This is a genomic window from Streptomyces sp. NPDC047525 (assembly GCF_040643025.1).
Taxonomy (GTDB): Bacteria; Actinomycetota; Actinomycetes; order Streptomycetales; family Streptomycetaceae; genus Streptomyces; species Streptomyces durmitorensis.
The window spans coordinates 114923-135945 of the sequence record NZ_JBEYTL010000019.1 but is presented as its reverse complement, the minus strand read 5'-3'; the positions used below and the strand labels follow the sequence as shown (position 1 = coordinate 135945).

Sequence of the window (21023 nt, the reverse complement as noted above, 5' to 3'; positions counted from 1 at the left end):
GCAAGAGTACGGGGCCTGGCGGCGGCGGCCCGCCGTGTTCCCCAGGTCAGACCCCCGTCGCTCCATCAACCCGCCGCGTCGTCAGCCGGTCAGCCCGTCAACCGGTCAGCCGGTCAGCCCGCCGGTCCGTCTCCCCGGACCCGGGCGTGCAGATGCATGTCGTGCCAGCCGTCCGCGTGCAGCACCGCACTGCGCTTGGTGCCCTCCGGCGTGAAGCCGGTCTTGAGCGCGACGCGGCAGGAGGCCTCGTTGGCCGTGGCGTGGGTGAGTTCGAGGCGGTGCAGGCCCACTTCGTCGAAGGCCCAGTCGCTCAGCGCCGTGAGGGCGCGCGGGGCGATGCCACGGCCGCGGGCCGACGGCATGGTCCAGTAGGCGACCTCGGCCTGCCCGTCGGCGAGGACGATGAGGCGCAGCGAGATCCGCCCCACCACCGCGTCCGTGGTGGCGTCGGCGACGGCCCAGTGCGCGTCCCGCTCCTCGGGCCAGGCCTTGCGCCAGCCGTCGATCCAGCCACGGGTCTCGTCGGCGGAGTCGGCCACGCGGGCGTGCCAGCGCTGGAGCACCGGGTCCTGGAACGCCTCGTACACGGCGGGCGCGTCGTCGGGCGACCAGGGGCGGATGACGAGCCCGCCGGGGACGGGGATGGCCGGCTGCTTCTGGTGGGCGAGGGCGCCCGCCGGGACGACGTCAGGGATCTTGTAGGGCATGGGGGCATGGTGACAGCGGCCGACCTCGGAGGAAACGGGTTTTCGAGGCCCCGTCAGACGTGCCCTGCAAGGAGCGCGGGAAGCTGCGCGACCAGCCCCCACCGGCGGGTGGCTGGGGGCCGCCCCGCGCCAGGGCGGCCGTCCAGGCTCAGCGGGGCCACCCCGTCACTGTGCAGCCGAGGGCGACGTCTCCTGCTCCGCCTCCACCTGGGCGTTCCAGTCGCGCTTGGAGGCCTGCCAGCCGTCCTCGTTGTGGCCGAGGCGCCAGTAGCCGGAGATCGAGAGGCGCTCGCGCGGCACCTCGCGCTCCACGCGGAGATAGCGGCGCAGCTCCTTCACGAAACCGGCCTCGCCGTGCACGAACGCCTGCACGTCGCCCGCCGGGAAGTCGAGGGAGCGTACGGCCTCGACGAGCGCCTGGCCCACGGGGCGCTGCCCGCGGTGCAGCCACTCGATCTCCGCGGCCGTGCTGATCTTCTGCTCCTCGTCCGCGTCGGCGACCTCGACGAAGGCATAAGCCTTGGCGCCCTCGGGCAGTGCCTCCAGGGCGGCGGCGATCGCGGGCAGCGCGCTCTCGTCACCGGCGAGCAGATGCCAGTCGGCGTCGGCGTCCGGGGCGTACCCGCCGCCCGGGCCGAGGAAGTGGACCGTGGCGCCCGGCTCGACGCGCTTGGCCCACGGGCCCGCGAGGCCCTCGTCGCCGTGGATGACGAAGTCCACGGCGAGCTCGCGGGTCTGCGGGTCCCAGGAGCGCACCGTGTACGTACGCGTCACGGGCCACTGGTCGCGGGGGAACTCCTCGCGGATCCGCTGAATGTCGAAGGGCTCCGGATACGTCACGCCCTCGGCGCCGAAGAGCAGTTTCACGTAGTGATCGGTGGAGTCGCCCACCGTGAACTCGGCGAGGCCCTCGCCGCCCAGGACGACGCGCTGCATGTGCGGGGTGAGGCGCTCGGTGCGCACCACCTGCGCGACGTGGGCCTTCGGTGCCTTGCGTGCCGGACGTTCTGCCATGGCGGCGGCCTCCCCTGATCAAATGTTGCTTAGGCTTACCTAAGCTAACACCTCATCCTTCGAGAGTCGTGAGCAACCGCTTGAGCGCTCCACCGAGGTTCCACCGCGCCGCCAGCTCGTCCAGGGCCGCGGGGTCGCGGGGTTCGCCGGGCAGTGCGAGGTCCACGTCGGGCAGCGGTACGTCGCCCGCGACGCGGACCACCGTCGGCGCGACGGCCACATACGGGCGGGACTCGTCGAGCCGCTTGCGCTGAGAAGGCGTCAACTTGCTCTTCGGGTCGTCCACGGCGGCCATGATTCCGGCCAGATTTCCGTACGCGTCGAGGAGCTTGGCCGCTGTCTTCTCGCCAATGCCGGGTACGCCGGGCAGGCCGTCGCTCGGGTCGCCGCGCAGCAGGGCCAGGTCGACATAGCCGGAGCCGTCCACTCCGTACTTCTCGCGGAGCCAGGCCTCGTCCGTGAGCTGGAGGGAGCCGACGCCCTTGAGGGGGTAGAGGACGCGGATGCCGCGCTCGTCGTCGACCAGCTGATAGAGGTCGCGGTCGCCGGTGACGATGTCGACGGGGCCTGTGGCGCGGCCGGCGTACGTGCCGATCACGTCGTCCGCCTCGTACGACGCCACGCCCACGCGGGCGATGCCGAGCGCGTCCAGGACGTCCTCGATGATCGGGACCTGCGGCGAGAGCGTGTCCGGGGTCTCCTCGGCGTCCGGGCCCTCCGCGATCTCCTCGGCGACGCGATGCGCCTTGTACGAAGGGATCAGCTCGACGCGCCAGTGCGGGCGCCAGTCCGCGTCCATGCAGGCGACCAGGTCGTCCGGGCGGTGGTCCTGGACGAGCCGGGCGATGAAGTCGAGCAGGCCGCGCACCGCGTTGACCGGTGTGCCGTCCGGGGCCTTCACGGAATCGGGGACCCCGAAATAGGCCCGGTAGTACAGGGACGCCGTGTCGAGCAGCATGAGCCGTCGCGTTCGCTGAGTCACCTTCGCATCATGCCGCACGGCACTGACAGCGCACCGTCTGCGGCCCCGTCAAGGCGTGGTTTCCGCCCCGCTGGGCAGGGGCCGGATCACGCCATGTTCCGGTCGGCAGAAGTGAACGGAATGTGAACTGGAACACTCTTGCGTTTGATCTGTGTAAGTGAGGGCAGGCGCCGAGCCGGAGCGCCTCCGGTCGAGGATTCAACTATTTCGCCGGGTAAATAGCGGGCAGAACCCGCGTCGCTCCACGGCCCGCCGGCGGGGGAGGCGGGCCGTCTTGGTTCAACCCGAGAGGTGTATGTGTCCAGGCTGCAAGCCGAACACCTGTACAAGGTATTTGGCAGACGACCCGCTGACGCGGTGGAGAAACTCCGCCACGGAACCGACCGAGAGGAGCTGCGCGCCGAGGGCACCACTGCCGCGGTGATCGATGCTTCCTTCACGGTCGAGCCGGGCCAGATCTTCGTCGTCATGGGTCTCTCCGGATCCGGCAAGTCCACGTTGCTGCGCATGCTCAACGGTCTGTCGGAACCGACGGCCGGACAGGTGCTCTTCGAGGGCCAGGACCTGACCGGTCTGAGCGCCCGTGAGCTGCGCGAGGTGCGTTCCAAGAAGATCAGCATGGTCTTCCAGCACTTCGCGCTCTTCCCGCACCGCAGCGTCCTCGAGAACGCCGGCTACGGCCTCGAGGTGCAGGGTGTGCCGCGCGCCGAGCGCGAGGAGCGCGCCACGGTGGCGCTCGAACTCGCCGGGCTCAAGGGCTGGGAGAAGTCCTGGCCCGACGAGCTCTCCGGCGGTATGCAGCAGCGCGTGGGCCTGGCCCGCGCGCTCGCGACCGACGCGGACCTGCTCCTCATGGACGAGTCGTTCAGCGCGCTCGACCCGCTGATCCGCCGCGACATGCAGGACCAGCTCCTCGAGCTCCAGAAGCGGCTGAAGAAGACCATCGTCTTCATCACCCACGACCTGAACGAGGCCATGCGCCTGGGCGACCAGATCGCCGTCATGCGTGACGGCGAGATCGTCCAGATCGGCACCGCCGAGGACATCCTCGTCACCCCGGCCAACGACTACGTCGCCGCGTTCACGCAGGACGTCGACCGCTCCCGTGTCCTCACGGCGGGCGCGATCATGGCCGAGCCCGAGACCGTGTTCGGTACGAAGACGGACGAGGGCAAGGAGCTGAAGACGGCACAGGACGTGCTGTCCGCGGCCCCTGCCACGGTCAAGGCCGAGACCCCGATCATCGACCTGTTCACGCCGTGCTCCACCAGTGGTGTGGCCGTCGCCGTGACCGACGACGAGGGCGCGCTCATCGGCGTGGTGCCGAGGGCGCGACTGCTCGCGGTGCTCGGTGAGCCGATGGCCCCCGAGAACGAGCCGCAGGACACCGCCGTCCCGCTCGACAAGACGCAGGACAACGGCGGACAGGCTGTGGGCAAGGTGGTCAGCGGTGCCTAGGATTCCCTTCGGCGAGTGGGTCAACGACAGCGTCGACTGGCTGCTCAGCCACATGGCCTGGCTGTTCGACTTCTTCAAGACCGTCTTCCAGGGCGCCTACGACGGCATAGCCGACGTGCTCCAGGCGCCCGAGCCGCTGATACTCGCGGGCATCTTCGCCGTGATCGCGTTCTGGCTGCGCGGTGTGGTCGCCGGTGTGCTGACCTTCGCGGGCTTCGCGTTCATCGTCTCGCTGGAACTGTGGGACCACGCGATGATGACGCTGGCCCTGGTGCTCGTCTCGACGATCATCGCGCTGGTCATCTCCGTGCCCGTGGGTATCTGGGCGGCGCGGTCGAGCACGGTGAGCGGCATCGTCCGCCCGGTGCTCGACTTCATGCAGACGCTGCCGGCGATGATCTACCTCATCCCCGCCATCCTCTTCTTCGGGATGGGCGCCCCCGCGGGCATCGTCGCCACCCTGATCTTCGCCCTGGCCCCCGGCGTCCGCATGACGGAGCTGGGCATCCGCCAGGTCGACAAGGAACTGGTCGAGGCCGCTGACGCGTTCGGCACCACGCCGCGCAACATCCTGCTGCGCGTCCAGCTGCCCCTCGCGCTTCCCACGATCATGGCCGGTGTCAACCAGGTCATCATGCTGGGCCTGTCCATGGCCGCCATCGCGGGCATGGTCGGCACCGAGGGCCTGGGCGCCGACGTCAACGAGGCCATCGGCCAGCTGAACGTCGGCCTCGGCTCCGAGGCGGGCGTCGCCATCGTCATCCTGGCGATCTACCTGGACCGGATGACCAGCTCGCTGGGCACCCAGGTCTCCCCGCTCGGCCGCCGCGCCGTCGCGAAGCTGCGTGCCGCACAGGGCCTGAACATCTGGAACTACCGCCCGCAGGCCGCTGTCGCGGTCGTCGGCGTGGTCGTGCTCGCGCTCGTCGCGGGCGGCATGGGCGCCTTCGGCGGTTCGAAGTCCGAGAACGCCGAGAACTCAGCCACCGACGGGAAGAACGTCGGCCAGGGCAAGGAAATCAACATCGGCTACATCCCCTGGGACGAGGGCGTGGCCTCCACCTTCCTCTGGAAGGAAGTCCTGGAGCAGCGCGGCTTCAAGCCGCAGACCAAGCAGCTCGAGGCGGGCCCGCTCTACACCTCGCTCTCGCAGGGCAGCATCGACTTCCAGACCGACTCCTGGCTGCCGACGACGCACGCCGCGTACTGGAAGAAGTACGGCGACAAGCTCGAGGACCTGGGCTCGTGGTTCGGCCCGACCTCGCTCGAGCTCTCCGTGCCCTCGTACGTGAAGGGCGTCGACTCGCTCGAGGACCTCAAGGGCAAGAGCGGCAAGTTCAAGGGCAAGATCGTCGGCATCGAGCCGAGCGCCGGAATGATGGGCCTGCTCAAGGACAAGGTGCTCAAGGAGTACGGCCTTGAGGGTGAGTACAAGGTCGTCGACGGCTCCACGCCCGCGATGCTGGCCGAGCTGAAGCGCGCGTACGCCAAGAAGGAACCGATCGTCACGACGCTCTGGTCGCCGCACTGGGCCTACAGCGACTTCGACCTGAAGAAGCTCAAGGACCCGAAGGGCTCCTGGGGCAAGGGCGACGGCGTGCACACGCTGGCGCGCAAGGGCTTCTCCGAGGAGAACCCGCAGGTCGCCAAGTGGCTCAAGGACTTCAAGATGAGCGAGAAGCAGCTCACGAGTCTTGAGGCGGAGATCAACAAGGCGGGCAAGGGCAAGCAGCAGGAAGCCGTCAAGGCCTGGCTCAAGAAGAACCCGGGCGTCGTCGACAAGCTGGCCCCGCTGCCGAAGAACTCCACCCCCGCCGAGGCGAAGCGTCCGCTGAACGCCGCGTACTTCGCGTGGGACGAGAACATCGCCGTCACCAACCTCTGGAAGCGTGTCCTGGAGCGTCGCGGCTACAAGATGAAGCTGACGCCGTCCGACGTCGGCCCGGTCTACACCGCTCTCGCGCAGGGCGACCTCGACCTGGATCTCGACGCGTGGCTGCCCACGGCCCAGAAGCAGTACTGGGACAAGAACAAGGCGAACCTCAAGGACCTGGGCTCCTGGTACAGCCCGACGTCGCTGGAGATCGCCGTCCCGTCCTACGTCAAGGACGTGAAGTCGCTCGAGGACCTCAAGGGCAAGGGCGACAAGTTCAAGGGCAAGATCATCGGCATCGAGCCCGGCACGGGCGTGATGACGGCGCTCAAGGACAAGGTGCTCCCCGGCTACGGCCTGGACAAGGAGTACAAGATCGTCTCCGGCTCGACGCCCGCGATGCTCTCCGAGCTGAAGTCGGCGTACGCCAAGAAGGAGCCGGTCGCGGTCCTGCTCTGGTCGCCGCACTGGGCGTACAACGAGTACAAGCTCACCAAGCTGAAGGACCCCAAGGTCGGCTTCGGCAAGGGCGACACGATTCGGACGATCTCCAGCAAGGAGTTCCCGAAGCAGTACCCGCAGCTCACGAAGTGGCTCAAGAACTTCAAGATGAGCGAGAAGGAACTGGCAAGCCTGGAGAACGAGATCAACAAGGCGGGCAAGGGCAATGAGCCCAAGGCCGTCGACTCCTGGCTGAAGAAGAACCCGGGATTCGAGCAGAAGATGACTCCGCAGTCCTAGCTCTTCCTCTGCACGGCTGAAGTGCTGAATCACCCCCGAGGGGTGGGCATCGTCCTTGTGGCGAAGCCCACCCCTCGGGGCGTTCCCGGGGGCACCCCCGCTCCCTAGGCTGGGCAGCCTCCCCGCCGCTCGAACGTAAGTGCCCCTCCGTGCCCCCTGCGCCCTCCGCATCCCCTGCGCCCGCCCTGCCCCCCGCGAACGTCCGCAAGACGCCCCGCCTCGTCCTCACCGTGGCCCTGGCCCTCGTCGCCGCCCTGCTCCTGGCGCACCTGGCCAACGCGAGCCCCGCACCCGCCTCCGCGGGCACCGCGCGGCTCGCCGCCCTCGCCGAGGACGTGACCGCGGCCGAAGGACACCGCTACGACGCGCGGGACCACACCGGCCGCACCATGGACGCCGCGCAGATCGCGCAGGCCCCCGACGGCACATATCTGGCCGTCTACCACACCCTTCTGGACGACGGGCGCTTCCATGCCGCCGTCGCCACCTCCACCGATCTGCGGCACTGGCACCGCCGCCACGACTTCGGTCCCGGCACCCACCAGGCCTCGCTCGCCGACGACGGGCGCGGCGGATACGTCCTCGCGTACGAGAAGGACCCGAGGAACCACATCGCCGTGCGCGGGTACGCCGATGAGGCCGCGCTGCTCCAGGGCCGTGCGGCGCGGGCCTACGACGCACCGCGCACCCTCTCGCGGTGCGCCGAGGGCACCCCCGGCATCACCGCCGTACGCGGGGACACGATCGAGCTCACCGGCCACTACCGCGCGGATTGCGACACCGACCGCCAGCTGCGCGCCACCCTCACCGGGTTCCGGGACTGGCACGCCGCGCCCGACCGGCGGCTCGACCGGGCGCTGCAGGCCTGGGGCAACGGCGGGAACCTCGGGGACCGGGCGCCCGTCGAGCTCGACGGACAGCGGATGCTCTTCGTCGAGGGGCAGCGGCGCAAGGGCGACTTCGCGAGCTGGCAGACCTACGCGTACGACCCGGCGAGCGGCCGGGCCGACCGCCTGACCATCTCCACGCACGGCGGAAGCCGCGCCTTCGCCAATCCGTCGGCGACCCTCCTTACCGATCCGCAAGGCAGGCCTGCTCTGCTGGTCAGCCTGTTCATACCGGGGGAGGGAGCGGCTCCCGGGGAGGCCGGTCAGCTGGTCTACTGGCGCAAGCTGTAGGTGGCGGTCCTCGCAACGGGGCAAAACCGTTTGGCGAACATGCGTAGGGTGCAGAAAACCCAACAGGGTTGAGAGTGGACCGACGCGCAGAAGGGAGCCGAGGCGATGGACGAGCAGAAGGAAACCCTCCGGGTGGGCTCGGCCGTGCGGCGCCGCCGCCGGCAGCTGGAGCTCACCCTCGCCGTGGTGGCCGAGCGCAGCGGTCTCTCGGTGCCCTTCCTGAGCCAGGTCGAGAACGAGCGGGCGCGGCCCAGCAGGCGTTCCCTGCAGCGTGTCGCCGACGCCCTCCTGACGACCGACGTCGAACTGCTGGCCGCCGCGGACCCCGCGTGCACGGTCGACCTGATGCGGTCCGACGAAGGGGACGTCGAGAATTCCGCCCCGGACGCCCGGGTGCGCAATCTGGTGCGCGGTCACCACCAGCTGCACGCCGTCGAGTTCACCGGCGACCACGACGAGGGCCGCGAGTTCCAGCACCGCAACGACGAGTTGATGTACGTGGTGGGCGGCGCCGTCGAGGTCGAGGCGGAGGGCAGGGCCTACCGCCTCGGGCGTGGCGACAGCCTGTATCTGACGGGTGGGGTGCGCCACCGGTGGCGGGCGACCGTGCCGGACAGCCAGGTGCTCGTCGTGGCCGTCGGCGATCACATCGAGGCCCTGGACGGCTCGCGGCGCTGAGGGGATCTCACGGTGACCGGAGTACGGGTGGTCTCGCTGGTGCCCTCGCTGACCGAGGCGGTCGCGGCCGGCGCGCCGGGAGCGCTGGTGGGGGCCACGGAGTGGTGCAGCCATCCGGAGGACCTGGACGTCGTCCGCGTCGGCGGCACCAAGAACCCTGACGTGCGCCGGATCATCGGCCTCGCCCCGGACCTGGTGATCGCCAACGAGGAGGAGAACCGCGCGCCCGACCTCGCGGCGCTGCGGGCGGCGGGGATCGAGGTGCTCGTGACGGAGGTACGGGACCTGCCGGAGGCCTTCCGCGAACTGGCCCGGGTGCTCGCCGCCTGCGGGGCGGGGCGCCCCGGGTGGCTGGACGACGCCGAGTCGGCATGGAGCCAACTGCCCGCGCCCGAAGCCCGGTTGAAGGCGGTGATTCCCATCTGGCGGCGCCCGTGGATGGTCCTGGGCCGCGACACGTTCGCGGGGGATCTGCTGCGGCGCCTGGGCGTCGACAACGCGTACGCGACGCACGCCGAGCGCTATCCGCGCGTCCCGGTCGAGGAACTGCGGGCGGTCGCCCCCGACGTGGTGGTCCTGCCCGACGAGCCCTACCGCTTCACCCGTGAGGACGGCCCCGAGGAGTTCACGGCCCTGTCGGCCCTCGTCAGCGGCCGCCACCTCACGTGGTACGGCCCGTCACTGGCCGAGGCGCCGGCCGTTCTCAGCGAGGCGCTGCGAGCAGCTTTCCGTTGAGAACCCCGCGCAGTGTCTGCGTGAGCGCCACCGCCCAGGCCGCCACCAGGAGGGCGTACAGGGCGAGTGCCAGCCAGTCGTAGACCGCGAGGCCCGTGTGCTTGCCCAGGCCCTCGGCGCCCGTGACGCACGTGCCGACGGGGAATGTGAACGCCCACCAGGTCATCGCGAATCCCATGCCCTTGCGGCGGGCCCGCAGCACCATCGCGCCCGCGAGCGCGAGCCACAGCAGGGCGAAGCCCATCACCGGGACGCCGTAGAGCACGGCGAAGACGGCGAAGCCCTGGTCGTAGGGGGCGGGGACGACGCCTGTCGCCGCGGTGTCGGCGAACTTGTTCACCGCTGTCGTCGACTGGCCCAGGGGGCCGAGGACGAGGAAGAGCGTCGGTGTGAGGGCGAGGGGGAAAGGGCCGCCGGTCAGCAGGCGGGCGAAGATCATCGGCAGCATCACCAGGGTGGCGAGCAGGCTCAGGCCGAACATCGCGAAGCAGGCGAAGAGGAGTGTCTCCTGGGCCTGTCCCGCAGGGAGGTGGGGCACGAGGAGGGGGCCGAGGGCGGCGGACACCATGGGCGCCACCAGGGGCAGCAGCCAGACCGGCGATGCCTGGCCCGGCTCCATGCGGTGCTTGACCACCATCAGGTACGGGATCGCGACGGCCGCCGCGAGGCCGATGGCCGTGCCGGAGACGAAGAGCACGGCGTCCAGCGCGACCGCCGCGCTCGTCCCGATCCAGTCCTCGCCCACGAGGAGGGCGCCGCCGCCCACTGCGAGCAGGGCCATGGACAGACAGCCGTAGAAGGGGGCGACGGCCGGGTCCAGGAGGTGGGCGCGGGCCTGGTCGCGGTGGTGGATCCAGTGCAGGGTCCGGGCGGTGACGAGCGCCGCCAGCATCAGCAGGGAGAGCGCCCAGACCGCCGTGCAGGCGGTCCGCAGGCCGGGGACGTGGACCGGCAGGGTCGCGCCCGCGCCGCCGATGATCGCCGTGCCCATGACGGTGGCGTACCAGTTCGGGCCGAGGTGACGGGTGGCGAGGGTGATGCGGGGGAGACGGGGGATGCCGGTGCGTGAGGGTGCCTGCGGGTGGGCGACGGTGACCATGACTCCACGGTCGCCGTTCGGCGGGCCCCCCACCAGGAGGCACCTACGTATGAGGGCATAACCTGGGCTTATGGGTACGTCTTCTGGTTCCGCCGCCGCGTCCGACACGACGCCGGGGGCACCGCTCGCGCATCGCGTGCCGGACCTCGGGGCGCTCGAACTGCTGCTCGCCGTGGCACGGCTCGGCAGCCTGGGGCGGGCCGCGAAGGAGCTGGGCATCACGCAGCCCGCCGCGAGCAGCCGCATCCGGTCGATGGAGCGGCAGCTCGGGGTCGCGCTCGTCGACCGGTCGCCGCGCGGCTCACAGCTCACCGACGCGGGGGCGCTCGTCACGGACTGGGCGCGGCGGATCGTGGAGGCGGCGGAGGCGTTCGACGCGGGCGCGCAGGCGCTGCGGGACCGGCGGGACTCGCGGCTGCGGGTCGCGGCGAGCATGACGATCGCCGAGTATCTGCTGCCGGGCTGGCTGATCGCGCTGCGGACACAGCGGCCGGACACGGCGGTGTCGTTGACGGCCGGCAATTCGACCGCGGTCGCGGAGCGGCTCATCGCGGGCGACGCGGACCTCGGCTTCGTCGAAGGGCTCGCGGTGCCGAACGGCCTGGACTCGGCGGTCATCGCCCACGACAGCCTGATCGTCGTCACGGCGCCCGGTCACCCGTGGGCGCGGCGCCGAAAGCCGCTGGCGGCGGAGGAGTTGGCGGCCACGCCGCTGATTCTCCGGGAGGAGGGTTCGGGGACGCGGCAGGTTCTCGACGCGGCCCTCGGCGGTCTGGCCCGCCCGCTGATCGAGCTGTCGTCCACCACCGCGGTGAAGGCGTCGGCGGTGAACGGGGCGGGGCCCGCGGTCCTGAGCGAGCTCGCGGTGGGGGAGGAGTTGTCGGCCCGGCGCCTGGTGAACATTCCCCTGGAAGGGGTCCGGTTGCGCAGGGCCCTGCGGGCCGTGTGGCCGACGGGGCACCGCCCCACCGGGCCGGCGCGGGATCTGCTGTCGCTGACTCGGGCGGGGGCGGGGTAGGGGGCTTTGGTCCCCCGGGGTGTCGGGCGGTGGGCGGGAGCGGTCCTGCCGGAGGGGATGCCCGGGGTGCGGTGGCACGGCAGGGGGAGGTGTACCTCCCCCTGGCCCGCCGGAGACCTACCGGCCCGCCACGCGGACCAGCGCCGCCATGACCCGGAGATCCTCACCCATCTCCGGGTGCCACTGCACGCCGAGGACCCAGCTCCCGGACGGTCGTTCCACCGCCTCCACCGTGCCGTCCTCCGCGTACGCCGACACCACCAGGTCCCGGCCCAGGCGGTCCACCGCCTGGTGGTGGTAGGTCGGGACGGCCGACACGGCCGGAGCGATCGACTCGTACAGCGTGCCCGGCACCGGCTTCACCTCGTGCGTGCCGAAGACGCCCACCGCCTCCACGTGTCCCTCCATGTGCTGCACCAGCGTGCCGCCCAGCGCCACGTTCAGGAGCTGCATGCCCCGGCAGATGCCGAGCAGTGGCGTCCCCGACGCCAACGCCGCCTCGATCAGCGCCAGTTCCCACGCGTCCCGCTCCGGCGCCGGAGGGCCTGTGCGCTCCTCACGCTCCGAGCCGTAACGGGCGGGATCGACATCGGGCCCACCCGCGATGACCACGCCGTCGAGCCTGGCGACGACTTCATCGGCGTACGAAGGATCGTCCGGCGGGAGCATCGCGGCGATGCCGCCCGCCGCCTGCACAAGCCGCGGGTAGCCGACGGGGAGCAGCGCCGCGGGCAGCTCCCACACGCCCCAGCGCGCCTTCGCCTCCAGATACGTGCTGACACCGATCAACGGCCTGCCGGCGGTTTCGCTCACCCTCGTCTCCTTCATGTCCCTCACGCTCAGTCGCGTTCCAGTTCCGCCTCCGCGGCGGCGAGCGCCGCGAACTCCTCCTCCGGTGCCCGCGCCACGAGCCGCTTGCGGCTGTAGATGCCGAAGTACGCGATCGCCACCACGTATACCCCGAGCGCGATCAGCGCCGCCGTCACGTCCACCAGGAACGTCGCGACCAGTGCCGAGCACGCGAGGACAAGCGCCACCGACGAGGTCAGCATGCCGCCCGGCGTGCGGTAGGGCCGCTCAAGACCCGGCTCCCTGCGGCGCAGCACGATGTGCGAGAGCGACATCAGCGCGTACGAGATGGTCGCGCCGAACACCGCCACGTTCAGCATCCGTGCGCCGTCCCCGGTCGCCGCCGCCAGGCCGAAGCCGATCGCCCCGGGCACCAGGAGGCCCAGGTACGGGGCCTTGCGGCTGCTCGTGAGCGACAGGAACCTCGGCAGATAGCCCGCCCTCGACAGGGCGAAGAGCTGGCGCGAGCCCGCGTAGATCAGGGAGAAGAACGACGCCACAAGGCCTGCCAGGCCCGCGTAGTTGACGATGCGGCTGAGCGCCGTCGCCTCGCCGCCCGGCTGCAGCGCCTCCACCAGCGGGTTGCCCGCGTCCTGGATCGCGTTCGCGCCGCGTGCCCCGGCCGAGGCGAAGAACGTGAGGAGCGCCAGCACGACGAGGATGGCCATCGACCAGCGGATCGCGCGCGGCAGCGTGCGCGCCGGGTCCTTGGTCTCCTCGGCTGCCAGCGGCACGCCCTCGACGCCGAGGAAGAACCACATGCCGAACGGGAACGCCGCCCAGATGCCCAACAGGCCCATCGGCAGCCAGGAGTTGGAGCCGAAGGCATCCGCCTCCACGGGGATGTCGTTCAGCTTCGACGCGTCGAAGTCCATGAACGCGCCGACCGCGAAGACGAGCAGCGCCGCCACCGCGATGCCCGTGACGACGAAGCTGAAGCGCAGTGCCTCGCCGACGCCCCACAGGTGGATGCCGATGAAGACGACGAAGCAGGCCAGATAGACCGGCCAGCCAGAGGTCAGGCCGAAGAGGCCGAGCGACTCGACGTAGTCGCCGATGAAGATGGAGATCGCGGCGGGCGCCAGGATGTACTCGATGAGGATCGCCGTGCCGGTCAGGAAGCCGCCCCAGGGGCCGAGCGCCCGGCGCGCGAAGCCGTAGCCGCCGCCCGCGGTGGGCAGGACCGACGACAGTTCCGCCAGCGAGAACACCATGCAGGCGTACATCACGCCCATGAGCGCCATGGCGATCGCCAGGCCGCCGAATCCGCCTTCCGCCAGGCCGAAGTTCCAGCCCGAGAAGTCGCCGGAGACGACGTACGCGACGCCGAGGCCGGTGAGGAGCAACCAGCCCGCGCTGCCTCTGCGCAGCGTTCTCCGCTCCAGATAGTCGTCCGCCGGTTCGGCGGCACTCGTCTTGGTGGACTCCACGGTCATGGCACGGCTCCTATGCGGCGGTGGCGCTGCGGCGGGGTGACGGAACAACGGGGTGTCGGAACAGCGGGGTGTCGGGACAATGGGGGTGACTCAATGGAACGGATCCATACCTTTGCCGTGCCACCACCGAGAAATCAAGACCCCTGCGTTACGCCGTGGTTAATCCCCCCGCGCCCTGCCCCTTATGTCAGGAAGCCCCGCAGCAAGGCGGCCGTACCGCCGCAGTGCTCGCGCATCATCTCCCGCGCCCCGTCCGCGTCCCCGTCGAGCACCGCCTCGACGAGGGCGGTGTGCTGGCGCTGCGAATGCTCCAGGTTCCGTACCAAGAGGGGGATGCAGTCCAGGAGGTCGTTGACGGTCGCGCGGACCGCCGCGTACTGCGCGGTGAGCGAGGGGGAGCCGCAGAGCTCGGCGAGGGTCAGGTGCAGCAGCGTGTCCTGGCGGCGGTACTCGGAGAGCGGCGCCTCGTGGGTCTGCGCGAGCGCCGTGCGCAGCCGCTCGCGCTGCTCGTCGCTCAGGCCGTGCGCCGCGCAGAGCCCGGCCGCTCCGACCTCGAGGACCTCGCGGAACCGCAGCGCGTCCTCGACGTCGACGTCCGCCACGCGCCGCCGCAGCTCGTCCTCGCCGGCCGCCTCGGGGCGCGGACGCACGAACGTGCCGCCGTACCTGCCCCGCCGCGACTCGACGAGGCCCTGGTCCTGGAGCACCTTGAGGACCTCGCGCAGCGTCACCCGGCTGATGCCGAGGCGGTCGGCCAACTCCCGCTCCGACGGGAGGCGTTCACCGCCCGGCACCAGGCCGAGGCGTACGACCTGGAGGATCTGCTCCAGGGCCTCCTCGAAGCCGTTGCCCGCCCGTACGGGACGAAGCACCGGCGTGAGCCGGTCGCCGGCGGTCGTGGCGGCCGCGTCACCGGTGTCGGCAGCCGCGTCGGCATCCGTGTGCGACATCTGGCCGTACCCCCTTCCCAATCAATGGTTCTCGGCAATACCTTATGGCTCTCGGCTGACCCAAGGAGGATTTTCCCGTGGCAGACCGCACACCCCCGCTCGGGATCGAGGAGCTGCGTGCTCTCGTCACGAGCGGCGAGATCGACACTGTCGTCCTGGCCTTCCCCGATATGCAAGGGCGGCTCCAGGGCAAGCGGTTCGCCGCCCCCTTCTTCCTCGACGACGTCCTGGAGAACGGCACGGAGGGCTGCAACTACCTCCTGGCCGTCGACGCGGAGATGAACACCGTCGAGGGATACGCGATGTCCTCCTGGGACCGCGGCTACGGCGACTTCGCCATGCGCCCCGACCTCAGCACCCTGCGCCGCGTCCCCTGGAACGAAGGCACCGCGATGCTCATCGCGGACCTCGCCTGGAACGACTCCTCGCCCGTCGTGGCCGCGCCCCGCCAGATCCTGCGCCGCCAGCTCGACCGGCTCGCCGAGCTGGGCTACACCGCCAACGTCGGCACGGAGCTCGAATTCATCGTCTTCAAGGACACCTACGAGCAGGCCTGGGACGCGGGCTACAAGGCCCTGACCCCGGCGAACCAGTACAACATCGACTACTCCGTGCTCGGCACGGGACGCATCGAGCCGCTCCTGCGCCGCATCCGCAACGACATGGCGGCCGCCGGGCTCGTCGTCGAGTCGGCCAAGGGCGAGTGCAACCCGGGCCAGCACGAGATCGTGTTCCGCTACGACGACGCCCTCGTCACCTGCGACCAGCACGCGATCTACAAGACCGGTGCGAAGGAGATCGCGTCCCAGGAAGGTGTCTCGCTCACCTTCATGGCCAAGTACAACGAGCGCGAGGGCAACTCCTGTCACATCCACCTCTCGCTCGCGGACACCGACGGCACCAACGCCATGGCCGGTTCCTCGAGTGATCCCGGTGGCATGTCGCCCGTCATGCGGCACTTCCTCGCCGGGCAGCTCGCCGCGCTGCGGGAGTTCTCGCTGCTCTACGCGCCCAACATCAACTCCTACAAGAGGTTCCGGCCGGGATCGTTCGCGCCGACCGCCGCCGCCTGGGGCTACGACAACCGCACCTGCGCCCTGCGCGTCGTGGGTCACGGCCGCTCGATGCGCTTCGAGAACCGTCTGCCGGGCGGCGACGTGAACCCGCACCTCGCGGTCGCCGGACTCGTGGCCGCCGGTCTGCACGGCATAGAGCAGAAGCTCGAACTGCCCGAGGAGTGCACGGGCAACGCCTACACCGGTGACTACGCGCACGTCCCCACCACCCTGCGCGAGGCCGCCGAGCTCTGGGAGAACAGCGCCATCGCCAAGGCCGCCTTCGGCGACGAGGTGGTCGCGCACTACAGCAACATGGCCCGGGTCGAACTGGACGCCTTCGACTCCGCGGTGACCGACTGGGAGCTCCGCCGCTCCTTCGAACGCATGTGAGGCACCCTTGCTCGAAGTACTGAATCCGGCGACGGAAGAGGTCATCGCGACCGTCCCCGCCGCCACCGCACAGGACATCGACGCCGCCGTCGCACGCGCATCCGCGGCGCAGGCGAAGTGGGCCGCCGTGGCCCCCGCCGACCGCGCCCGCCTGCTGCGCCGCTTCGCGGTCGCCGTCGACGAACACATCGAAGAACTCGCCCAGTTGGAGGTGCGGGAAGCCGGACACGTCATCGGCAACGCGCGCTGGGAGGCGGGCAACGTCCGTGATCTCCTCGACTTCGCGGCCGGGGGAGTGGAACGGCTGAGCGGCCGTCAGATCCCGGTGCCCGGCGGCCTGAACGTCACGATCCTCGAACCCCTCGGCGTCGTCGGCGTCATCGCGCCCTGGAACTTCCCGATGCCGATCGCCGCCTGGGGCACCGCCCCGGCGCTCGCGGCCGGCAACGCGGTCATCCTGAAGCCCGCGGAGACGACCCCGCTCACCGCGCTGCGCCTGGCCGAACTCGCCCTGGACGCGGGCCTGCCCGAGGGGCTCTTCCAGGTCCTGCCCGGTGCCGGGGACGTCGCGGGCAACGCCCTCGTCGAGCACCCCGGCGTCGCCAAGATCGTGTTCACCGGCTCCACGCGCGTCGGCAAGCAGATCATGGCCAAGTGCGCCGACCGCGTGAAGCGCCTGACGCTCGAACTCGGCGGCAAGAGCCCGAACATCGTCTTCGCCGACGCGGACGTGGAGGCCGCCGCCCTCGCCACCCCCATGTCGTACCTCGACAACTCCGGCCAGGACTGCTGCGCCCGCACCCGCATCCTCGTCCAGCGCTCGGTGTACGACCGCTTCCTGGAGATCGTCGGACCGGCCGTCGAGTCCGTCGTCGTCGGCGACCCGGCCGACGAGAAGACCCAGATGGGCCCGCTGATCTCCAGGTCCCAGCTGGAGCGCGTGCGTTCGTACGTCCCCTCCGGCGCCGGGATCCACGGAACGGCCCCCGAAGGCCCCGGCTTCTGGTTCCCGCCGACGCTCCTCACCGACGCCGAAGCCGCGTCACCGGTGGCGACGGAGGAGGTCTTCGGCCCGGTCGCCGTCGTCCTCCCCTTCGAGGACGAGGCCGACGCGATCCGCCTCGCCAACGCGACCGAGTACGGCCTGTCGGGATCGATCTGGACGCGGGACGTCAGCAGGGCCCTGCGGGTCTCCCAGGCCGTCCAGGCCGGGAACCTGTCCGTCAACTCGCATTCCAGCGTGCGCTATTGGACCCCCTTCGGGGGTTACAAGCAGTCCGGACTCGGCCGTGAGCTCGGCCCGGACGCGCTCGCCGCTTTCACGGAAACCAAGAACGTCTTCATCAGCACGGAGGCCTGAGCACCATGACCGAAGCAATCATCTGCCGCCGCCTGGTCGGCCGCACCGCCGTCGTCACCGGTGCCGGCAGCGGCATCGGCCTCGCCACCGCGCGCCGCCTCGCCTCCGAGGGCGCACACGTCGTCTGCGGCGACATCGACGAGGCCGCGGGCAAGGCGGCGGCCGACGAGGTCGGCGGCACCTTCGTCAAGGTCGACGTCACCGACGCCGAGCAGGTCGAGGCGCTCTTCAAGACCGCGTACGACACCTACGGCTCGGTCGACATCGCCTTCAACAACGCGGGCATCTCGCCGCCCGACGACGACTCCATCCTGGACACGGGCCTGGAGGCCTGGAAGCGCGTCCAGGAGGTCAACCTCACCTCCGTCTTCCTGTGCTGCAAGGCCGCCATCCCCTACATGCGGCGCCAGGGCAAGGGCTCGATCATCAACACCGCGTCGTTCGTGGCCAGGATGGGCGCCGCGACCTCGCAGATCTCCTACACCGCGTCCAAAGGCGGCGTCCTCGCGATGTCCCGCGAGCTGGGCGTGCAGTTCGCCCGCGAGGGCATCCGCGTGAACGCGCTGTGCCCCGGCCCGGTCAACACCCCGCTCCTCCAGGAGCTCTTCGCCAAGGACCCCGAGCGGGCCGCCCGCCGTCTCGTCCACATCCCCGTGGGCCGCTTCGCCGAGGCCGACGAGCTTGCCGCCGCCGTGGCGTTCCTCGCCAGCGACGACTCCTCCTTCGTGAACGCCACCGACTTCCTCGTCGACGGCGGCATCGCGGGCGCGTACGTCACGCCCGTGTAGTTCACCCCGCAGCAATCCTCCCGACAGCCGGGCGTCGCACGACGCCCGGCTGTCCTGCGTAGACACAGGAGTGTGTTCATGAACCTCAAGCGCCGCTGCGCCGCGGCCGCAGCCGTCCTCGCCGTCGCCGCCACCGGACTCGTCTCCGTCCAGGCGACCGCGGAGGCCACCCAGCCCGCCCCGGCCACCGGCTCCCGGGCCGGGAAGTGCCCCACGCTCACCGTCTCCGCGGGCTGGTACGGCGACAACCGGGCCAGAATCCAGAAGATGATCGACGCGTACGGGCTCTGCGGCGACGGCAGCCACAAGGGTGCCGCCAAGCCCGTCGCCGCCTTCGACTGGGACAACACGGTCATCAAGAACGACGTCGGTGACGCCACCATGTTCTGGCTCCTGCGCAACAGCAAGATACGTACGCCGCGCGGCGCCGACTGGCACTCCACGAGCCGCTACCTCACCGACCCGGCGGCCAAGGCCCTCGCCAAGGCCTGCCCCGCCACCGGCACCACCCTCCCCACGCGCCGCGACACGGACTGCGCCGACGAGATCGCCTCCGTCTACAGCGAGGGCACCACCACCGGCGGCGAAGCGGCCTTCGCCGGCTTCGACCACCGCCGCATGGAACCCCAGTACGCCTGGCTGGCCCAGCTCACCCGCGGCTGGTCCGCCCACCAGGTCAAGGGCTTCGCCGCCGCGGCCCGCAAGGAGAACCTCGCCGCGCCCGTCGGCACCGAACAGCGGGTCGGCACCGGAAAGTTCACCGGCTGGGTCCGCTACTACGACCAGCAGCGCGATCTGATCCATACGCTCAAGAAGGCCGGATTCGACGTCTACGTGGTCTCGGCGTCGCCCGAGCCGGTCGCCGAGGTGTGGGCGAAGAGCGTCGGCGTCGACGCCCGGCACGCCATCGGCATCCGCAACGTCGCCGCGCACGGGAAGCTGACGGCCCGTCTGGCGGGCTGCGGCACCGTCAAGGACGGCGACGACTCGATGATCACGTACATCGACGGGAAGCGCTGCTGGATCAACCAGGAGATCTACGGAGTCCGGGGCGCGGCAGCCGAGAAGGTCCAGCCGGCCCACAAGCGTCAGGTGTTCGCGGCAGGGGACTCCGACACCGACATCTCCTTCCTGCGTGACGCCACGGCCCTGCGGCTCGTCCTGAACCGCAACAAGAACGAGCTGATGTGCCGCGCGTACGACAACGGCGACGGCCGCTGGCTGGTGAACCCCATGTTCATCGAGCCCAAGGGCAGGCTCGCGAAGCCCTACCCGTGCGCCAGCACCGGTTACACCGAACGGGACGGCAAGGAGGGCCCGGTGCGCCGCGCGGACGGGTCCGTCATCCCCGACCAGAAGGACACGGTGCACGGGTCCTGACCGTGCCCCGAGATTGATGTACGGTCCATGCGCATGCGCAACAGACATGCCTTGGCGTTGACGCTGGCCACGGCCGCCACTCTGGCGGCCGTGCCTGCGACGCTCCCCGCGGCCGCCGCCACGCCCGCGAACTCCCCCGCTGCGAAGGCCCATTGCCCGCAGCTGTCCAAGAAGCTGACCTGGTACGGCGACAACCGTGACCGGCTCCAGCAGATGATCGACGAGCGCGGACGCTGCGGCTCCCACCGGGGGCACGACCAGAAGCGTCCCGTCGCCGCCTTCGACTGGGACAACACCGTCGTCAAGAACGACATCACCGACGCGACGATCGCCTGGTCCCTCCACCACGACAAGATCCTGCGTCCTGCCAGCTGGAAGTCCACCAGCAAGTGGATGACCGACGAGGCCGACAAGGCGCTCACCAAGGCCTGCGGCACGAAGGTGCCGGCCGGCAAGCCGCTGCCCACCTCCACCGACACCGACTGCGCCGACGAGATCTTCGAGGTCCGCGAGGACGGCAAGACGATGAGCGGCGCCGCCGCCTTCGCGGGCGAGTGGGACCACCGGCACACCGTCCCGCAGTACGCCTGGGTGCCCCAGCTCTTCGCCGGACACACCGTCCCCGAACTCGAGTCGTACGCCGCGAAGGCCCGCAAGGAGGTCCTCGCCGCCCCGATCGGCGCCACCCAGACCGTCGGCACGCACGAGATCCCCGGCTACGCCCGCTACTACGACCAGCAGCGCGACCTCATCCGCACGCTCAAGAAGGCCGGGTTCGACGTCTACATCGTCTCGGCGGGTTCGGAGCCGGTGACGGAGGTGTGGTCGAAGGGCGTCGGCATCGACCGCAAGCACACCATCGCCATCCGCTCGGTCCTCGACCGCAAGGGCCGGATCACCACCTGGAACCAGGGCTGCGGCGACGTCCCGGTCAACAAGGGCGAGGCCATCCCGTACATCGACGGCAAGCGCTGCTGGATCAACCAGGAGATCTACGGCGTCAAGGGCAAGTCGGCCTGGGAGAAGCAGGACCCCTCCCACCGCATCGCCCTCGGCGGCGGTGACGCCGACACGGACGTGACCTTCGTCGGCGACGCCACGGGCGCGCACCTCGTCCTGAACCGCAACAAGAACGAGGTCATGTGCCGCGGCTACGACAACGCCGACGGCCGCTGGGTCGTGAACCCCATGTTCATCGAGCCCATGAAGCAGAAGCCGGACCTCTACCCGTGCTCCACGGCCGCCTACAACGCACCGGACGGAAGCAAGGGCCCGGTCCTGCGCGAGGACGGCTCCGTGGTGCCTGATCAGGTGGACGCAGTGTTCTGA

General features: G+C 70.5%; 18 protein-coding genes. 11 read left to right on the top strand and 7 right to left on the bottom strand.

The features are described 5' to 3' along the window. Window positions 1–113: 113 nt before the first annotated feature. The 3 genes from ABZ833_RS38080 to ABZ833_RS38070 all read right to left on the bottom strand — a co-directional run bounded on the left by ABZ833_RS38080 (window position 114) and on the right by ABZ833_RS38070 (window position 2679). Window positions 114–707 (bottom strand): GNAT family N-acetyltransferase, encoded by a 594-nt coding sequence (locus ABZ833_RS38080; RefSeq protein ID WP_361057065.1) that lies wholly within the window; start codon window positions 705–707, stop codon window positions 114–116. A 165-nt stretch (window positions 708–872) separates the two neighbouring features. Then, window positions 873–1721 carry a siderophore-interacting protein gene (locus ABZ833_RS38075; RefSeq protein ID WP_361057062.1) on the bottom strand — a complete coding sequence of 283 codons (849 nt, stop codon included), beginning with the start codon at window positions 1719–1721 and terminating at the stop codon, window positions 873–875. A 52-nt stretch (window positions 1722–1773) separates the two neighbouring features. Beyond that, on the bottom strand, window positions 1774–2679 hold the full coding sequence (locus ABZ833_RS38070) for a 5'-3' exonuclease (RefSeq protein ID WP_361057157.1): 906 nt from the start codon (window positions 2677–2679) through the stop codon (window positions 1774–1776). A 321-nt stretch (window positions 2680–3000) separates the two neighbouring features. Between ABZ833_RS38070 and ABZ833_RS38065 the strand changes: the two genes are divergently transcribed. The 5 genes from ABZ833_RS38065 (at window position 3001) to ABZ833_RS38045 (ending at window position 9366) form a co-directional block, all read left to right on the top strand. Then, on the top strand, window positions 3001–4161 hold the full coding sequence (locus ABZ833_RS38065) for a glycine betaine/L-proline ABC transporter ATP-binding protein (RefSeq protein ID WP_361057059.1): 1161 nt from the start codon (window positions 3001–3003) through the stop codon (window positions 4159–4161). Beyond that, entirely contained in the window at window positions 4154–6775 is a 2622-nt protein-coding gene (locus tag ABZ833_RS38060; protein ID WP_361057056.1) for an ABC transporter permease/substrate binding protein, read from the top strand. Before ABZ833_RS38065 ends, ABZ833_RS38060 begins: the two co-directional genes overlap by 8 nt. Before the next feature lie 149 nt (window positions 6776–6924). Continuing rightward, window positions 6925–7953 (top strand): hypothetical protein, encoded by a 1029-nt coding sequence (locus ABZ833_RS38055; RefSeq protein WP_361057053.1) that lies wholly within the window; start codon window positions 6925–6927, stop codon window positions 7951–7953. A gap of 105 nt (window positions 7954–8058) precedes the next feature. Beyond that, a complete protein-coding gene (locus ABZ833_RS38050; RefSeq protein WP_249591010.1) occupies window positions 8059–8631 on the top strand; it encodes an XRE family transcriptional regulator in 573 nt (190 codons plus the stop codon). Window positions 8632–8643: 12 nt separating this feature from the next. Further along, the gene (locus tag ABZ833_RS38045) at window positions 8644–9366 is read left to right on the top strand and encodes a helical backbone metal receptor (RefSeq protein WP_361057050.1); all 723 of its coding nucleotides are present in this window, start codon (window positions 8644–8646) and stop codon (window positions 9364–9366) included. Here the strand turns inward: ABZ833_RS38045 and ABZ833_RS38040 are convergent. Beyond that, window positions 9335–10465, bottom strand: coding sequence for a TDT family transporter (locus tag ABZ833_RS38040; RefSeq protein WP_361057047.1), 1131 nt, complete (start codon window positions 10463–10465; stop codon window positions 9335–9337). The two genes, ABZ833_RS38045 and ABZ833_RS38040, sit on opposite strands and share 32 nt — an antisense overlap. Before the next feature lie 70 nt (window positions 10466–10535). Between ABZ833_RS38040 and ABZ833_RS38035 the strand changes: the two genes are divergently transcribed. Continuing rightward, window positions 10536–11483: a LysR family transcriptional regulator gene (locus ABZ833_RS38035; protein WP_361057044.1), complete on the top strand. Its 948-nt coding sequence runs from the start codon at window positions 10536–10538 to the stop codon at window positions 11481–11483. A 117-nt stretch (window positions 11484–11600) separates the two neighbouring features. Here ABZ833_RS38035 and ABZ833_RS38030 read toward each other — a convergent pair whose 3' ends face one another. From ABZ833_RS38030 to ABZ833_RS38020, 3 genes are all read right to left on the bottom strand, one after another. Beyond that, window positions 11601–12296 carry a gamma-glutamyl-gamma-aminobutyrate hydrolase family protein gene (locus ABZ833_RS38030; protein WP_361057041.1) on the bottom strand — a complete coding sequence of 232 codons (696 nt, stop codon included), beginning with the start codon at window positions 12294–12296 and terminating at the stop codon, window positions 11601–11603. 26 nt (window positions 12297–12322) lie between these two features. Beyond that, a complete protein-coding gene (gene eat / locus ABZ833_RS38025) occupies window positions 12323–13768 on the bottom strand; it encodes an ethanolamine permease (RefSeq protein WP_249591014.1) in 1446 nt (481 codons plus the stop codon). A gap of 182 nt (window positions 13769–13950) precedes the next feature. After that, window positions 13951–14718 carry an FCD domain-containing protein gene (locus ABZ833_RS38020; protein ID WP_361057038.1) on the bottom strand — a complete coding sequence of 256 codons (768 nt, stop codon included), beginning with the start codon at window positions 14716–14718 and terminating at the stop codon, window positions 13951–13953. A gap of 77 nt (window positions 14719–14795) precedes the next feature. On the opposite strand from ABZ833_RS38020, the gene ABZ833_RS38015 reads away from it, so the two are divergent. The 5 genes from ABZ833_RS38015 (at window position 14796) to ABZ833_RS37995 (ending at window position 21023) form a co-directional block, all read left to right on the top strand. Further along, entirely contained in the window at window positions 14796–16166 is a 1371-nt protein-coding gene (locus tag ABZ833_RS38015) for a glutamine synthetase family protein (RefSeq protein WP_361057035.1), read from the top strand. Between the two features lie 7 nt (window positions 16167–16173). After that, the gene (locus ABZ833_RS38010; RefSeq protein ID WP_361057032.1) at window positions 16174–17526 is read left to right on the top strand and encodes an aldehyde dehydrogenase family protein; all 1353 of its coding nucleotides are present in this window, start codon (window positions 16174–16176) and stop codon (window positions 17524–17526) included. 5 nt (window positions 17527–17531) lie between these two features. Next, window positions 17532–18314 carry a 3-oxoacyl-ACP reductase gene (locus ABZ833_RS38005; protein ID WP_361057029.1) on the top strand — a complete coding sequence of 261 codons (783 nt, stop codon included), beginning with the start codon at window positions 17532–17534 and terminating at the stop codon, window positions 18312–18314. 78 nt (window positions 18315–18392) lie between these two features. Next, the gene (locus ABZ833_RS38000; protein ID WP_361057025.1) at window positions 18393–19694 is read left to right on the top strand and encodes a haloacid dehalogenase-like hydrolase; all 1302 of its coding nucleotides are present in this window, start codon (window positions 18393–18395) and stop codon (window positions 19692–19694) included. 33 nt (window positions 19695–19727) lie between these two features. Beyond that, window positions 19728–21023, top strand: coding sequence for a haloacid dehalogenase-like hydrolase (locus ABZ833_RS37995; protein WP_361057022.1), 1296 nt, complete (start codon window positions 19728–19730; stop codon window positions 21021–21023).

Bases quoted from the DNA above. Each gene is read 5' to 3' on its own strand.
- ABZ833_RS38080 (WP_361057065.1), bottom strand. From the start codon at position 707: ATGCCCTACAAGATCCCTGACGTCGTCCCGGCGGGCGCCCTCGCCCAC.
- ABZ833_RS38020 (WP_361057038.1), bottom strand. From the start codon at position 14,718: ATGTCGCACACGGATGCCGACGCGGCTGCCGACACCGGTGACGCGGCC.
- ABZ833_RS38070 (WP_361057157.1), bottom strand. From the start codon at position 2,679: ATGCTGCTCGACACGGCGTCCCTGTACTACCGGGCCTATTTCGGGGTC.
- ABZ833_RS38040 (WP_361057047.1), bottom strand. From the start codon at position 10,465: ATGGTCACCGTCGCCCACCCGCAGGCACCCTCACGCACCGGCATCCCC.
- ABZ833_RS38035 (WP_361057044.1), top strand. From the start codon at position 10,536: ATGGGTACGTCTTCTGGTTCCGCCGCCGCGTCCGACACGACGCCGGGG.
- ABZ833_RS38005 (WP_361057029.1), top strand. From the start codon at position 17,532: ATGACCGAAGCAATCATCTGCCGCCGCCTGGTCGGCCGCACCGCCGTC.
- ABZ833_RS37995 (WP_361057022.1), top strand. From the start codon at position 19,728: ATGCGCAACAGACATGCCTTGGCGTTGACGCTGGCCACGGCCGCCACT.
- ABZ833_RS38075 (WP_361057062.1), bottom strand. From the start codon at position 1,721: ATGGCAGAACGTCCGGCACGCAAGGCACCGAAGGCCCACGTCGCGCAG.
- ABZ833_RS38050 (WP_249591010.1), top strand. From the start codon at position 8,059: ATGGACGAGCAGAAGGAAACCCTCCGGGTGGGCTCGGCCGTGCGGCGC.
- eat (WP_249591014.1), bottom strand. From the start codon at position 13,768: ATGACCGTGGAGTCCACCAAGACGAGTGCCGCCGAACCGGCGGACGAC.
- ABZ833_RS38000 (WP_361057025.1), top strand. From the start codon at position 18,393: ATGAACCTCAAGCGCCGCTGCGCCGCGGCCGCAGCCGTCCTCGCCGTC.